The sequence below is a fragment of the Terrabacter sp. 01T434 genome (assembly GCF_056398545.1).
In genome coordinates this window covers 372,076-385,296 of record NZ_JBFTPP010000002.1, presented here as the reverse complement: position 1 = coordinate 385,296, position 13,221 = coordinate 372,076, and the positions used below count along the sequence as shown (strand labels likewise).

The following is a 13,221-nucleotide window of genomic DNA, read 5'->3' as shown; positions in this document are numbered from 1 at the left end:
CTCCTCGTCCGACGTGAGCCCTCGACACCATCATCGCGCGGAGGTCCTCGCGCAGGTAGCGTCGGTGAGCAGCGTCTCGTCCGGATGCAGTCGCGGCCACAGGAGGCCTCATGGAGCTCACCACCACGGTCAACGACGAGGCGCGGGTCGTCGAGGTCGACGGCACGGAGTCGGTGGTCGACGTCGTCCGCGACGGGCTCGGGCTCACCGGGACGAAGCTCGTCTGCGGCAGCGGCGTCTGCGGCGCCTGCACGGTGCTCGTCGACGGCGAGCCGGTGCTCGGCTGCCTGACACCGGCGACCCGGTTGCGCGACGCGGACGTCACGACCGTCGAGGGCCTGGCCGACGGGGACAACCTGCACCCGGTCCAGCGCGCGTTCGCCCACCACGACGGACTCCAGTGCGGTTACTGCACCCCGGGATTCGTCGTCAGCGCGGTGGCCTTCCACGACCGGTGGCGTGCCGAGCACGGCGCCGACGAGTCGGACGGTCCCGAACGCGAGACCATCGCCGGGGCGCTCGCCGGCCACCTGTGCCGGTGCGGCTCCTACGAGGGGATCTACCGCGCCGTGGCGGCCGCGTGCCGCGGCGAGCACGACAGAGCGCCCGACGGCCAGGCGGTCGAACGTGTCGAGTGTGTCGAGCGCGTCGAGGCGCCGGCCAAGCTCACCGGAGCAGCCGTCTACACGACCGACGTCGTGCTGCCCGGCATGCTGCACGCCGCCATCCGCCGGTCCGACCTGGCCGCGGGGGTCGTCGGGCCGATCACCTTCCCCGACGGCGTGCTCGGGATCGACGTGATCGGTGACGACCGGCGGGTCCGGTGGGCCGGCCAGCCGATCGCCGTCGTCGCGGCGGAGTCCGCGGCCGCTGCCCGCCAGGCCGCACGCGAGCTGGCAGTTCCGTTCACGCCGCAGCCGTTCGTCCTCGACCCCGACGAGGCCAGGCGCCCCGGGGCGCCGCTCGTCTACGCCACCCGGGCGGACCGCAAGGAGGCGCCGACGGCGAGCGAGGGTGCCCCGATGCCGGCGCCGTGGGACGGCAACGTCCATGGCCCGTCGCGCGCGCCGTTCCTCGGCACCGTCGCCAAGCGCCGCATCCGGTCGGCCCGCTCCGAGGGCCGCCGGGGCCTGGTCGACCTCGAGTTCCACACGGCAGCGCAGCTGCACACCGCCTTCGAGCCGCACGCCTGCGTGGCCGACTGGAGCGACCCGCAGTACCTCCGGGTGTGGCTCAGCACCCAGGGCGTCGGGGCGATGCGCCTCGAGATCGCCGACCACTTCGACCTCGACCCGACCCGCGTCGAGGTCGTCGCCGAGCACGTCGGCGGCGGCTTCGGCGCCAAGCTCGGCCTGACGATGGAGGCCGTCGCCGCGATCTCGCTCAGCCGGCTCAGCCGCCGTCCCGTGCGCCTCGTCCTCGACCGGCACGAGGAGCTGACCGGCACGGGCAACCGCCCGGGCAGCCGCTCCCGGGTGTCCCTCCTCGTCGACGACGACACCCAAGCGATCCGGGCGCTCACCGTCGACACCGACAGTCATGCCGGCATCGCCGTCGGCAACAGCGTCGCGGCGCTCGCCCTGCTCGTCTACGACCGCACGCCACGCCTGGCCCGTGACGTCGACGTCGTCACGAACGCCCCACCCGGCGCGCCCTTCCGGGGTCCCGGCGGCCCGACGATCGCCTGGGCGCTCGAGCAGACCGTCGACGAGGCCGCCCACCGCTTCGGCCGCGACCCGATCGAGCTGCGCGCGCAGTGGGACGGCAACCAGAAGCGCCAGGCGCTCTACCGCTGGGCGTCGGCGCTCCCGACGTGGCAGGCGCGTCCGGCGCCGGGAAGCCAGACCGGCCGCCACCGCCGCGGCGTCGGGTTCGCCGCGGCCAACTGGATGTACTTCGTCGACCCCGACTGCGAGGTCGTCGTCTCCGTCCAGGGCGGACGGCTCGTGGCCTCGACCGCGGTCCAGGACATGGGGACGGGCAGCCGCACGGTGCTCGCGCGGGCCGTCGCCGGCGTCTTCGGGCTCGCCCCGACCGCGGTGGACGTCCGTCTCGGGCACGCGCACAGCGGCGCGACCCACGGACCGGCCTCGGGTGGCAGCCGCACGACCGTCTCGCTCTGGTCGACGGCCGTCGAGGCGGCCACCAGCCTGCGCGCCCGCATCGGCACCGACCTCGCCGGGGCCCCCGACGGGACGTCGGCCACGGCGAAGCGCGGGGGTGACCGTGGCCTGCGCGCCGTGCCCGTGACGATGAACGGCATCCAGGTCGGCCGAGGGTTCTCGGCGGCCGTCCACGTCAGCGAGGTCGAGGTCGACACGCGCACCGGCCGGACCCGCGTCCTGCGCGTGCACGGGGGCATCGCCGTCGGCCGCATCCACGCCCCGGTGCTGGCGCGCAGCCAGTGCGAGGGCTCGGTCATCCAGGGCGTCGGGCTCGCGCTCTACGAGAACCAGGTCCTCGACCCGCACACCGGCCTCACCCTGACGGCCAACCTCGAGGACTACCGCATCCCGCAGCTCGGCGACACCCCCGAGATCGACATCCACTTCCACGAGGAGGGCTGGGACCGCGTGCCCGGTGGCGGGGTCGGTCTCGGCGAGGTCGCGACGATCAGCCCGGCAGCGTCCGTCGGCAACGCGATCTTCAACGCCACCGGCTGGCGGCCACTGACGCTGCCGGTGCGGCCGGACCGGCTGCTCGAGGGCCTGCGGGCAGGGGGTGCGCGATGAGCGTCACGATCCTCACGGCATACGACGAGCGACCCGATGGGCCAGGCGAGTTCGTCTACCGCGCCGGCGGCACCGACCTGCAGGAACGGCTGCGCACGACGGGCGCGACGCCGCATGTCCTCGACCTCACGGGCGTGCCGGGCTTCGCCGCCATCGACCACACCGAGGCCGGCACGACGATCGGCGCCGGCACGACCGTCGCCACCCTGGCGCGTGACCTGGCCACCGACTACCCGGCGCTCGCGCTGACCGCGGCGGGTCTGGCGACTCCGCAGGTGCGCGCCACGGCCACCCTCGGCGGCAACCTGCTCCAGCGCACCCGCTGCTGGTACTTCCGCCATCCGCACACCACGTGCTTCAAGTCCGGCGGCGACAGCTGCCCCGCCCGCGACGGCCGCCACCTCTACGGCGTCGCCTTCGACACCGCGCCGTGCGTCCACCCGCACCCCTCGTCCCTCGCGATGGCGCTGCTGACGTATGCCGCCACCGTCGACACGACCCAGCGGAGCGGTCTCGCGGTCGGTGACGTGCTCGGCGACGGGTCCGACCCGCGCCGCGACCACCTGCTCGCCGACGACGAGGTGCTGACCCGCGTCACGCTGCCGCCTCCGGCGGCGGGCGAGCGGGCGGCCTACTGCCGCTCGATCAGCCGGTTCGAGGCCGAGTGGCCTCTCGTCGAGGCGGTCGTCCGCGTGGTGCGCGACGGGGCGGGCACGGTCACCTCGTGCGGCCTGGCCATCGGCGGCGTCGCGCCGGTTCCCGTGCGGCTCGATGCCCTCGAGGATCTGGTCACCGGGTCGATGCTGGACGACGACACGGTGGCAGCGGCTGCCGCGGGGGCGAGCGCCGGCGCGAGCCCGCTCCCGGAGACGGGCTACAAGGTGGCGCTCGTCGAGGCCACCGTACGTGAGGTGCTCGAGCGCGTCCGCGGGTAGGGAGCGGGCATGGCATCAGGAGTGAGGACCGGGCGGGCCGTCGAGCGGGAGCGTCTCGGCGCGTGGGTGCTCAAGTGCAACCCGGCGCTGTGGGACCTCAGAGGCCTGCTCGACAGCGGCGAGCGGAGGCTGACGTCGTGGGCCGTTCACCCGAGCTATCGGACGCGCCTGCTCGTACCTGGTGACAGGGTGCTCTTCTGGGTCTCGGGCGACGGGCGTGAGGGCCTGCACCGCGGGGTGTGGGGACTCGGGCACACGGTGTCCGAGGTCGAGCCCTGGACCGAGGCGTCGCAGGGGTTCTGGCGCACCGCCGCCGATGCCGGCACCGTTCGCGTGCGCGTACGGGTCGACGTCGAGCTGCTCGAGGAGCCCGTCGAGGACGCGGAGCTGCGCTTGGTCGGCATCGACGGGCTCGAGGTGCAGCGTCAGCCCTTCATGGCCAACCCCTCGTTCGTGACTCGTGACCAGCTGCGCGCGATCGAGCCGTTGCTGCCGCCGTGGCCCCCGGTCCCATCCGCCGCAGATGTCGGGGCGCGGTCGTGAGGGTCCTCGTCCTGTCGGACACGCACGCTCCGCGCCGGTGGAAGGGCTGCCCGCCGGCGCTGCTGCCGCACCTCGAGGCGGCCGAGGTCATCCTCCACGCCGGGGACGTGTGCACCCCCGACGTCCTCGACCTGCTCGCGACGTTCGCTCCGGTCCACGTCGTCATGGGCAACAACGACGTGCCCGAGGTCGCCGAGTGGGGTGTGCCCGAGACCCTCGAGGTCGAGCTCGAGGGCGTGCGCATCGGCCTGATCCACGACAGCGGCCAGCGTCTGGGCCGCACGGCCCGGCTGCGCAGCCGCTTCCCGACCGCCGACCTCGTCGTCTTCGGGCACTCCCACATCCCGCTCGACGAGACCGGAGACGGCGTGCGCATCCTCAATCCCGGGTCTCCCACGGACCGACGCCGCCAGCCGGCCGGGACCTTCGCGGTGCTCGAGGTGCGGGACGGCTCCCTGGTGGAGGCCAGGATCGAGCAGCTCCCGCACTGACGGGTCTCGTCCCCGCTCGGCTCAGCGACCGCCGAAGGTCTCCATCATGATCTGGCGCTCGCCGGCCGTGAGGTTGGTCGCGATGAGCTTGCTGTGCCCGCCGTGGAAACGCTCACCCACCCGGTCGAGGTCGCCCTCCTCGGTGACGAGGAAGAGCGCCGAGGTGCCCGGCGTCACCTCCGTGCGGATGGTCGTCAGCTGCTCCTTGGTGATCCCGGCGTCCTGGGTCACCTTGCTGATGGCGCCGATCGCGGCGCCGACGACGCCACCCACCACCGGGACGAAGAAGAGCGCGCCGGCCAGCACGCCCCACAGGGCGCCCCACCCCGTGCCGCGCCACCTCTCGTCATTGCCGTGGCTCGTCGTGGGGTGGGTCTCCCCCTCGGGCCAGGTGACGACTGCATGGTCGACGATCTTGATGAAGCCCTCAGCCTGACAGTCCTTGAGGACGGACTCCGCCTGGGCCGCGCCGCCCGGGCTGTCGAACTTCCATACCGTGAAGGCAGCCATGTCGTGCTCCTTTGCGTCGCCGCCGGCCGGTCGGCCGGCACCTCGACCCTCACGCTCGTGGGCGGACCTGTCCTCGCCCTCTCGGGGTGAGTTCCGGCGCCGTCACCAGCCCCAGGAGCCGGGTCCGCCCTTGAACGGACCGACGACGCCGTCGGTGATCCAGCCGCCGTAGAAGCCGCCCTCCTGCGCCCGCACCTGCTCGCCGTCGACGAAGCAGGCGTCCACGAGCCCGGGCATGACGGCGACGTGACCGGCCAGGAGGGCATACGTCGGCACGGGCTCGGGATAGGTCCACGCGGCACGAGCCGCGCGACGTCCGCCGCCGACGACGTCGAAGTAGGCCGCGCGACCCTTCCACTCGCACACGGTGCCGCCCTCGACGGGGACGAGCGCACCCTCGACGAACGCCTCGAGCGGCAGGTAGTAGGTCGGCGGGTGGCTCGTCTCGAGGATCCGCAGCGACGAGCGGGTGCGGGCCACGACCTCGCCGCCGAGGTGGACCTCGACGAGCTCGCCGCTGGGGTCGACGGCCGGTGGCCGCGGGTAGTCCCAGACGGACTCCTGGCCGGGCCCGGCCGGCAGCGGCACCGGGCGGCTCACCGGGCGCCCCCGCAGATCTCCTCGAGGCCGGTCGCGAGGCGGTCGACGTCGTCGGCGCTCGTGTAGGGCGCGAGCCCCATCCGCAGGCCGCCGGTCGCGCCGAGGCCGAGGTGGTGGCTGCACTCCCACGCGTAGAAGTGCCCCGCGGGCGCGTTGACGCCGCGTTCCGCGAGGGCCGCACGCAGGTCCTGCGGGTCGTGGCCCTCCACGGTGACGAGCAGCGTCGGGGTGCGGCGCTTCGCGTTGCTGTATGCCGTGAGGCCGGGGATAGCGCGCAGCCGCTCCTCCAGCGAGGCGAGGAGAGCGTCCTCGTGCTCCTCGAGCGCGGCGAACGAGGCCTCGAGGCGCCTTCGGCGGGGACTGGACGGGTCGGTGAGCGCGAGATCGGCGAGGAAGTCGACGGCGGCGGTCGTGCCCGCGAGCAGCTCGTAGGGCAGGGTGCCCAGCTCGAAGCGCTCCGGCACGGCGTCGGACGACGGCAGCAGCTTGTCCGGGTGCAGCGTCTCGAGGAGCGCCGGACTCGCGGCGAGGACCCCGAGGTGCGGGCCGAGGAACTTGTAGGGCGAGCACACCCAGAAGTCGGCGCCGCTCGCCGGCACGTCGGTGAGCACGTGGGCCGTGGCGTGGACGCCGTCGACCCACAGGAGTGCGCCCACGGCGTGCGCGACGGCGGCGATGGCCGGGAGGTCGGGGCGGGTGCCGATGAGGTTCGAGGCGGCGGTGACCGCGACGAGGCGGGTGCGGTCCGTGACGACCGCCTCGAACGCCTCGGGCGGCAGCTCGCCCGTCGTCGGGTCGAAGTCCGCCCAGCGCACGGTGGCGCCGGTCGCCTCGGCGGCGAGCGCCCAGGGGCGGATGTTCGCGTCGTGGTCGAGTCGGCTGACGACGACCTCGTCACCCGGGCCCCAGTCCTTGGACAGCGTGCGGGCGAGGTGGAAGGTCAGCTCGGTCGCGGACCGCCCGAAGACGACGCCGGCGGGGTCGACCGCGAGCAGGTCTCCCATCGCGGCTCGGGCCTCGACGACGATGCGATCGGCGCGCCGCTCGGCCGGCGTCACCGTGCCGCGGTTCGAGATGGCCGAGGTCAGGGTCCCGACGACCGCCGTGGCGACCGTGTCCGGCACCTGGGACCCGCCGGGCCCGTCGAAGTGCGCCGCGCCCTCGTGCAGGGCCGGGAAGTGCCACCGGATCCGGTCGACGTCGTAGCCGGGATGTGTCATGCCCTGATTCTCACCCATGCCCGTCGGACGTCAGGAAGTGAGCACTCGACGGACCCCCTTCGTCGAGTGCCCACTTCCCGACCACCTCCGGCTCAGGCGGTGACCTTGCCGTCCTCGAAGAGGCCGGGGATGCGGTGGTTGGCGACGAAACGGTCGTCCGGGTCGTAGGCCGACCGAATCCCCTTGAGCTGCACCCACGCCGATTCGGTGTAACCCGTGCGGGCGTCGACCTCGTTCTCGGCGAAGTTGAGGTAGCTGCGACCCGTCGACCACGGCTCGAGCGCCCGGGTGAGCTGGTGGGCGTCGAGCTGGCCCTGCATCGCCATCTCCGGGGTGGCCGCGATCGCGACGGCGAAGGCCGCGTATGCCGCGTCGATCGTCCCGAGGGCACCGTGGCCCTCGGGGGCCCGACCGAGCGCACCCCCGAGCTGTCGCAGCTCGGCCGCGAGCAGTGAGGAGGTCGACCCGGGCCCGACCTGCTCGAGGATCGTGTCGATGGTGGCGTCGCCGAGCTCACCGAGGAGCGTTCCGTCCGAGACGGCAGGGGCGGGTCCTTCCGGGTCCATGTGCAGCCGGGTGAGGGCCCGGGCGGGCACGCGGTCGAAGGTGTCGATCTCCGGGCCGAGCCCGCGCAGCAGGGCGAGGATCGAGCTCGCCTCGGCGTCGCAGCCGAGCACCGCCCCGTCGATGACGACGAGCGACCGACCGTGCAGCGGCTCCGGGATCGTCGGCAGCGGCGGGAGGTTCAGGAAGCGGAACGACGTCGTGACCGCGTCGGGTGCCTCGGGCGCCCAGTCGGCCCAGCGTCGCAGCACGCGCTCGGCCTGGTCGCGGTCCCAGATGAGCATGCCGGCATACGCCGTCTCGATGGGATGGAGGCGGAACTCCAGGGCCGTGACGACGCCGAAGTTGCCGCCGCCACCGCGTAGCGCCCAGAAGAGCGGGACGTTCTGCGTCGCGTCGGCGCGCACGTGCTCGCCGCTCGCGGTGACGAGCTCGACCGCGGTCAGGCTGTTCGAGGCGAGGCCGAGCTTGCGGGCGTACCAGCCGATCCCGCCGCCGAGGCTGTAGCCGGCGATGCCGACGTCGGGCGAGCTGCCGTGCAGCGCCGCGAGCCGGTGGTCGGCCGCGGGCTCGGTCGCGTCCATCCAGAGCGCGCCGCCCTCGACGCGGGCGATGCGCCGGGTCGGGTCGATGGTGACGCCGCGCATCCGCTCGGTGCGCACGAGGACGACGTCGTCGAGGCCGCGCGCCACGAGCGGTCCGGCGTTGTGGCCGGTGCTCTGTGGCGCGATCCGCAGACCCGCTGCGGCGGCGGCCCGGACGACGTCCTGGACGTCGGACACCGTGCGGGGCAGCGCGACGGCGGCCGGGCGCTGGTCGAGCGCCACGTTCCACGGCATCCGGGCCGCGTCGTAGCCGGGGTCGCCGGGGAGGTGGACCGCACCGTCGCAGAGTCCGGCGAGGCTCGTGGCCCGTCGGTCGGTGGGGGTGAGGTTGAGGGTCATGCTCGTCTCCTGAGTCGTGGTCGGTCGTGGTCGGTCGTGGTCGGTCCTGGTCGGTTGCTCGGCCCCTGGTCGTCTCTCGTGGTGGGCGCGGCTGTTCAGAGACCCGGGGCGCCCCTCAGATACATCGCGAGCGGAAGGTCCGCTTCGTCCCAGCAGGTCCGCGCAGCAGGGGGTTCGGCGCCGCGGACCCGGCCCGCAGGGCGCCCGGTTCGCTGCGCCGCAGCGGCCCGAGGTGCATGCTGGGCTGATGGACGACGTGACGACCGGCACCCTGCGCGACCTGCTGCTCGACGGCTTCGGCCGCATCCGCGAGGGCGTGCCGCAGGTGGTCGACGGCCTCTCCGTCGACGAGCTGCTGTGGCGTCCGGACGCCCAGGCGAACCACATCGCGTGGCTCGTCTGGCACCTGGCGCGCCAGCAGGACGACCAGGTGGCGCACCTGGCCGGTGAGCAGTCCGCGTGGCTCGGCGACGGCTGGATCGACCGCTTCGGGCTGCCCTACGCGCCCGACGCCCATGGGTGGAGCATGAGCTCGGACGACGTCGGCCGGTTCACCGTGACGGACCCGGAGTTGTTCGGCGAGTACCACGACGCCGTCCACGACCGCACCGCCACGCTGCTCCAGCGCCTCGATGCCGACGCCTACGAGCGCGTCATCGACGCGAACTGGGACCCGCCCGTCACGGTGTCGATCCGGGTCGTCTCCGTGCTCGGCGACGCCCTCAAGCACCTCGGGCAGGCCGAGTACGTCCGCGGCCTCGTCCAGCGACGGCGTTGAAGGGTGGGGCCCCTGTGACCTGCGTGGTGAACGTGGTCACGAGGCTCCCGGAGCATAGGTGCCCCACAGGAAGACCTGCGAAAATGGAGGCAATGAGCCTCCACGTCCTTCGTCCCGCTGCCGTCGCCGTCGAGCCACCTTTCGACGGTGGCGTCGTGTCGCGGCACGACCCGGTGCGACGTCATCGTCTGGCCCTGATCGCCCGCGGTCGCCGTGCTCGTCTCGCCGCCACCGTGGTCGTCGTCTTCGCGCTCGCGGGCGTCAACATCGGCAACCACGTGCTCGGCTGGGACACGATGTGGCTCGGCCCCGTCGGCGCCGTGGCGCTGCTGGCCTTCGCGCGGTGGCAGGGTCTGACCTGGCACCAGCTCGGCCTGGCGCGGCACACCCATGCGCGCGGCATCCGGTGGGGACTGGGGGTCATCGCCGTCGTCGGGTTCGTCTACCTCGTCGGCATCCTGCTCCCGTCCACGCGGAGCGCCTTCCTCGACGTGCGCTACCACCTGCCCCCGGCGGGCGCCCTGCTCACGGCCTTCGTCATGATTCCCGTCGGCACGATCCTGCTCGAGGAGGTCGCCTTCCGCTCCGTGCTGTGGGGCTTCCTCTCCCGGCACGCCCGGATGTGGCAGGTCCTGCTCGTCTCCTCCCTGCTCTTCGGCCTGTGGCACGTGTTCCCGGCGATGGCGTCCGCGACGGGCAACCCGGCCATCGGCTCCGCGGTGGCCGGGCTGGGTCCGCTCGCGAGGGTCGCCGTCGTCGGCGGCACCGTGCTCTTCACGGCCCTCGGTGGTGTCCTCGCCGGTGAGCTGCGCCGCCGCAGCGGCAGCCTCTTCGCGAGCGTCGGCATGCACTGGGCGACCAACTCGCTCGGCGTGCTCTTCGGCGTCCTCGCCTGGCGCCTCACCTCCTGAGCCGGCCCCCAGGTGGCGGCCGGCTACCCGCTGGCGCCCGGTGAGTCCGGTGAGTCCGGTGAGTCCGGTGAGTCCGGGTCGGCGACGTCCTGGACGACCTCGTTGCGGCGCAGGAGCCACGGCACGAAGGGCGGGTCGAAGCGCGCCCACCGGGGCGAGCCGACCGGGGTCAGGCCGGCGGCGCGGATCGCGCGGTCGAGCGTTGCGCGGTGCTGCTCGAACGACGCCTCGGTCCACCGGCCGCGGTAGCGCCGCGCCGCGCCGAGTGCTGCCGGGCGTTCGTGCAGGTGCACCTCGGGACTCGTCGGGACCGGTGCCTGCTCCAGGGTGAGCGATGAGGGCAGGACGAACGCCACGGCATACTCCCCCTCGCCCGTCCGTTGCTGCTCGACGGGCTCCGTCATCGGGATCCGCTGCGAGTCGCGCTGGATGACCGGCGCCGTCATGACCACCTTGCTGGCCGAGCGGTTCTGGCCGCTGATGTAGCCGACCAGGGTGCGGAACGCCGCGGTGCCCGCGTCCTCGAACGGTGCCGTCACGACGACCTCGGCGACGAGGTGCGGGGCGTAGCGACGCAGCTCGAACTCGTCGTAGGTGCGCACGACCTCGTAGGCCTGCTGCTCGGTCACGCTTCCGACGCTACGCGCCTCCAGCGCGGGACGGATCGGGCGCCTCAGACGACGACGGCCTCGCGGCTGCTGTGGGAGTGGGCGGCGTGGCGGATCTCGTCACCACAGTACGAGCAGGACCAGCGGGTGGCGTCCTTGAGGTAGTGGTGTCCGGCGGACCGGCACGTGAGGTCCGGGCCGGACTCCGTCCGCGTGACAGCTGGGGACGTCCGGCCGGCCCGGACGAAGGCGGTCCCGACGAGCCAGCCGATCATGAGCGCGAGGAGCACGAGCGGCCAGGTAGCCATCAGGGAGGCCGCGCCGTCGTGGATCACCGAGTTCATATCGTGCACTCTGCCGGCACTCGTGCAAGAGATCTTCGCGCAGAATGGCAAGAACACCGCAAGAAACGCACAAGACGCCAGCCAGCGCTCGTGCCGCCACCCGTTTCGGAACGTCACCCACTGGCGCGCTGCACCTGCTCGTCTACGAACTCGAGCTCCACGCCGACCGAGCCTCCACGCGGGCGATGAGGTCGCGCACGGCGGCCACCATGGTCGGGTCGAGGGCGACGTGGGCCTCGAGCAGGCGCAGCAGCGTGGCCGCCGCGTGCGCGTTGCCCTCGTAGCCGGGCACGAGGTCGGCCAGCGGCAGCAGGTCCGGCCCGAAGCGTCGCTCCGCGCCACGGTCGATGACGAAGACGTCCTGCTGGGCCCCGTGACCGAGCCCGAGGTGGCCGAGGACCGTGATCCAGCGGTCCACGGCATACCCCTGGACGAACCGGGTCGCCGTGAGGCGCTCGCCGCGCAGGTCGCGGTGCAGCCCGACGTAGAGGTTGGTGATCGCCTCGCCGACCTGGTGCTCGAGCGAGTCGGGCTGCGGCACCGGCGTCTTCGGCAGCTCGAGACCCGCAGGTGCGTCGGCGCGGCTCCAGTGGATGCGGCCCGGTGGGTAGCCCGCGGTCTCCATCTCGGCGAGCGAGAAGACGGCGTACTCCGCGAAGAGGCCCCCCTCGAGCAGCGCCTTGCGCCCGGCACCGCTGTTCTCGAACGACCACACGACCGGGTGCGCGGCCTCGAGCCAGTCGATGTCGGCGAGGTAGCGGTCGCGCGTGGCCGCGTCGTCGACGACGACGAAGAAGTCCGCGTCGGAGTGCTCGTCGAGGCGGTGCAGGTCGCGCCCCACCGAGCCGAGACCGAGCAGCGCGACGGCGTCGCCGCGACGGTCGAGCTCGGCGCCGAGGCGGTCGAGGAAGTCGAGCAGGCGCTCGGGAACGGTGAGCTGGGTGGGTGCTGACGGCATACGTCGTCTCCTTGTCGTGATGGAGTCGACGTTTCAGCCCGCCCGGCCCGGAGCCGTCGGGGTCGCGACAGAGGCAGGGTATGCCGTCCCGCCCCTCCGCGGAAGAGGCTCGGTCGTGGGAGGCTGGACGGGTGCCCGTGACCATCGAGGACGTGCGGCGCGTGGCCGAGCAGCTGCCTCGCTCCTACGAGGTGCTCGTCCGAGACCGCGTCAAGTTCCGCGTCGGCAAGATCGTGTGGCTCGCCTTCTCGGCGGACGAGACGCAGATGGGCTTCGCCTTCCCCAAGGAGGAGCGCGACGTGCTCGTCGCGAGCGAGCCCGACGTCTTCCTCATGCCGCGCCCGTCGGACCTGCGGTTCAACTGGGTCGAGGTGCGGCTCGACGCGATCGACGTCCCGCGCATGCGCGAGATCGTCATCGACGCCTGGCGCCTCGTCGTGCCCAAGAGCGTGGCCCTGGCGCAGGGCGGAGACTGAGCGGCGCTCGCCGGACGACGTCGTGTGTGCAGGGGGTGGGGTCAGGACCCCGTCAGCTGCACACGCGGCCCCGCGTCACGTGGTGATGCGGTACGCGCGTGGGGGTCGGGGGCCCGTCTCGGAGACACCGCGCTCGATGCAGAACTCGTTGCCCTCCGGGTCGGCCATCGTGACCCAGCCCGAGCCATCGGGCGTGCGGTGGTCGCCGACGACGGTGGCGCCGAGGGCGAGCGCACGCTCGACCCACTCGTCGCGGGTGCCCTCGTCGGGGGCGAGGTCGAGGTGCTGGCGGTTCTTGGCCGACTTGCCCTCGGGGACGGGGATGAAGAGCAGCCCGAGATCCGAGCTCGGGAACGACGCCGCGACGACGACCTCGGGGTCGTCGTCGTAGTAGACGTTCCAGCCGAGCAGCTCGGACCAGAAGGTGCCCAGGGCCCGGGCGTCGGCGCAGTCGAAGGTCACGTTGTGGATGTGCAGCGTCATGCTGGCAAGCGTGCTGGCGCCTCTCCTTGCGGGGCAAGCGGATTCCGGGACTCTGACCGGGCCGCTCGCGGCTCCGAGTGGGACGTGCTCTGCGTCGCTGGGCTGGGTGTCGTGGCCCGTCACT

At 73.1% G+C, this 13,221-nt stretch carries 15 protein-coding genes; 7 read left to right on the top strand and 8 right to left on the bottom strand.

Going from position 1 to position 13,221, the window contains the following annotated elements:
• The first annotated feature begins 110 nt into the window (after window positions 1-110).
• From AC1DIW_RS07025 to AC1DIW_RS07010, 4 genes are read left to right on the top strand one after another with little or no spacing between them, the layout of a single operon-like run.
• Window positions 111-2,732: a molybdopterin-dependent oxidoreductase gene (locus AC1DIW_RS07025; RefSeq protein WP_478107005.1), complete on the top strand. Its 2,622-nt coding sequence runs from the start codon at window positions 111-113 to the stop codon at window positions 2,730-2,732.
• On the top strand, window positions 2,729-3,667 hold the full coding sequence (locus AC1DIW_RS07020) for an FAD binding domain-containing protein (RefSeq protein WP_478107004.1): 939 nt from the start codon (window positions 2,729-2,731) through the stop codon (window positions 3,665-3,667). Before AC1DIW_RS07025 ends, AC1DIW_RS07020 begins: the two co-directional genes overlap by 4 nt.
• Window positions 3,668-3,676: 9 nt before the next feature.
• Window positions 3,677-4,210: an EVE domain-containing protein gene (locus tag AC1DIW_RS07015; protein WP_478107003.1), complete on the top strand. Its 534-nt coding sequence runs from the start codon at window positions 3,677-3,679 to the stop codon at window positions 4,208-4,210.
• Window positions 4,207-4,701, top strand: a complete 495-nt coding sequence (locus AC1DIW_RS07010) for a metallophosphoesterase family protein (RefSeq protein ID WP_478107002.1) — start codon at window positions 4,207-4,209, stop codon at window positions 4,699-4,701. The genes AC1DIW_RS07015 and AC1DIW_RS07010 overlap by 4 nt, the downstream gene beginning before the upstream one ends.
• A gap of 21 nt (window positions 4,702-4,722) precedes the next feature.
• Here the strand turns inward: AC1DIW_RS07010 and AC1DIW_RS07005 are convergent, their stop codons facing one another.
• The 4 genes from AC1DIW_RS07005 to AC1DIW_RS06990 form a co-directional block, all read right to left on the bottom strand.
• Window positions 4,723-5,211, bottom strand: a complete 489-nt coding sequence (locus AC1DIW_RS07005) for a DUF1269 domain-containing protein (protein ID WP_478107001.1) — start codon at window positions 5,209-5,211, stop codon at window positions 4,723-4,725.
• Between the two features lie 102 nt (window positions 5,212-5,313).
• Complete coding sequence (locus AC1DIW_RS07000) at window positions 5,314-5,811, bottom strand: DUF427 domain-containing protein (RefSeq protein ID WP_478107000.1); 498 nt, start codon at window positions 5,809-5,811, stop codon at window positions 5,314-5,316.
• Window positions 5,808-7,031, bottom strand: coding sequence for a cysteine desulfurase-like protein (locus AC1DIW_RS06995; protein ID WP_478106999.1), 1,224 nt, complete (start codon window positions 7,029-7,031; stop codon window positions 5,808-5,810). Before AC1DIW_RS06995 ends, AC1DIW_RS07000 begins: the two co-directional genes overlap by 4 nt.
• Window positions 7,032-7,123: 92 nt before the next feature.
• Entirely contained in the window at window positions 7,124-8,539 is a 1,416-nt protein-coding gene (locus AC1DIW_RS06990) for an FAD-binding oxidoreductase (RefSeq protein WP_478106998.1), read from the bottom strand.
• Between the two features lie 247 nt (window positions 8,540-8,786).
• Between AC1DIW_RS06990 and AC1DIW_RS06985 the strand changes: the two genes are divergently transcribed.
• Together AC1DIW_RS06985 and AC1DIW_RS06980 are read left to right on the top strand one after the other, a co-directional pair.
• Window positions 8,787-9,317: a mycothiol transferase gene (locus tag AC1DIW_RS06985; RefSeq protein ID WP_442278425.1), complete on the top strand. Its 531-nt coding sequence runs from the start codon at window positions 8,787-8,789 to the stop codon at window positions 9,315-9,317.
• Window positions 9,318-9,409: 92 nt separating this feature from the next.
• Window positions 9,410-10,228 (top strand): CPBP family intramembrane glutamic endopeptidase, encoded by an 819-nt coding sequence (locus AC1DIW_RS06980; RefSeq protein WP_442278426.1) that lies wholly within the window; start codon window positions 9,410-9,412, stop codon window positions 10,226-10,228.
• Between the two features lie 23 nt (window positions 10,229-10,251).
• On the opposite strand, the gene AC1DIW_RS06975 is transcribed toward AC1DIW_RS06980, so the two are convergent.
• From AC1DIW_RS06975 to AC1DIW_RS06965, 3 genes are all read right to left on the bottom strand, one after another.
• On the bottom strand, window positions 10,252-10,857 hold the full coding sequence (locus tag AC1DIW_RS06975; RefSeq protein ID WP_478106997.1) for an SOUL family heme-binding protein: 606 nt from the start codon (window positions 10,855-10,857) through the stop codon (window positions 10,252-10,254).
• A gap of 44 nt (window positions 10,858-10,901) precedes the next feature.
• Entirely contained in the window at window positions 10,902-11,180 is a 279-nt protein-coding gene (locus tag AC1DIW_RS06970) for a hypothetical protein (protein ID WP_478106996.1), read from the bottom strand.
• Between the two features lie 142 nt (window positions 11,181-11,322).
• Window positions 11,323-12,138, bottom strand: coding sequence for a hypothetical protein (locus tag AC1DIW_RS06965; protein ID WP_478106995.1), 816 nt, complete (start codon window positions 12,136-12,138; stop codon window positions 11,323-11,325).
• 131 nt (window positions 12,139-12,269) lie between these two features.
• On the opposite strand from AC1DIW_RS06965, the gene AC1DIW_RS06960 reads away from it, so the two are divergent.
• Window positions 12,270-12,614 (top strand): MmcQ/YjbR family DNA-binding protein, encoded by a 345-nt coding sequence (locus tag AC1DIW_RS06960; RefSeq protein WP_478106994.1) that lies wholly within the window; start codon window positions 12,270-12,272, stop codon window positions 12,612-12,614.
• A 75-nt stretch (window positions 12,615-12,689) separates the two neighbouring features.
• Here AC1DIW_RS06960 and AC1DIW_RS06955 read toward each other — a convergent pair whose 3' ends face one another.
• Complete coding sequence (locus AC1DIW_RS06955) at window positions 12,690-13,097, bottom strand: VOC family protein (RefSeq protein ID WP_478106993.1); 408 nt, start codon at window positions 13,095-13,097, stop codon at window positions 12,690-12,692.
• Window positions 13,098-13,221 lie beyond the last annotated feature (124 nt).

Bases quoted from the DNA above. Each gene is read 5' to 3' on its own strand.
- AC1DIW_RS06990 (WP_478106998.1), bottom strand. From the start codon at position 8,539: ATGACCCTCAACCTCACCCCCACCGACCGACGGGCCACGAGCCTCGCC.
- AC1DIW_RS06965 (WP_478106995.1), bottom strand. From the start codon at position 12,138: ATGCCGTCAGCACCCACCCAGCTCACCGTTCCCGAGCGCCTGCTCGAC.
- AC1DIW_RS06985 (WP_442278425.1), top strand. From the start codon at position 8,787: ATGGACGACGTGACGACCGGCACCCTGCGCGACCTGCTGCTCGACGGC.
- AC1DIW_RS06995 (WP_478106999.1), bottom strand. From the start codon at position 7,031: ATGACACATCCCGGCTACGACGTCGACCGGATCCGGTGGCACTTCCCG.
- AC1DIW_RS07005 (WP_478107001.1), bottom strand. From the start codon at position 5,211: ATGGCTGCCTTCACGGTATGGAAGTTCGACAGCCCGGGCGGCGCGGCC.
- AC1DIW_RS06955 (WP_478106993.1), bottom strand. From the start codon at position 13,097: ATGACGCTGCACATCCACAACGTGACCTTCGACTGCGCCGACGCCCGG.
- AC1DIW_RS07020 (WP_478107004.1), top strand. From the start codon at position 2,729: ATGAGCGTCACGATCCTCACGGCATACGACGAGCGACCCGATGGGCCA.
- AC1DIW_RS06980 (WP_442278426.1), top strand. From the start codon at position 9,410: ATGAGCCTCCACGTCCTTCGTCCCGCTGCCGTCGCCGTCGAGCCACCT.
- AC1DIW_RS06970 (WP_478106996.1), bottom strand. From the start codon at position 11,180: ATGAACTCGGTGATCCACGACGGCGCGGCCTCCCTGATGGCTACCTGG.
- AC1DIW_RS07015 (WP_478107003.1), top strand. From the start codon at position 3,677: ATGGCATCAGGAGTGAGGACCGGGCGGGCCGTCGAGCGGGAGCGTCTC.
- AC1DIW_RS07025 (WP_478107005.1), top strand. From the start codon at position 111: ATGGAGCTCACCACCACGGTCAACGACGAGGCGCGGGTCGTCGAGGTC.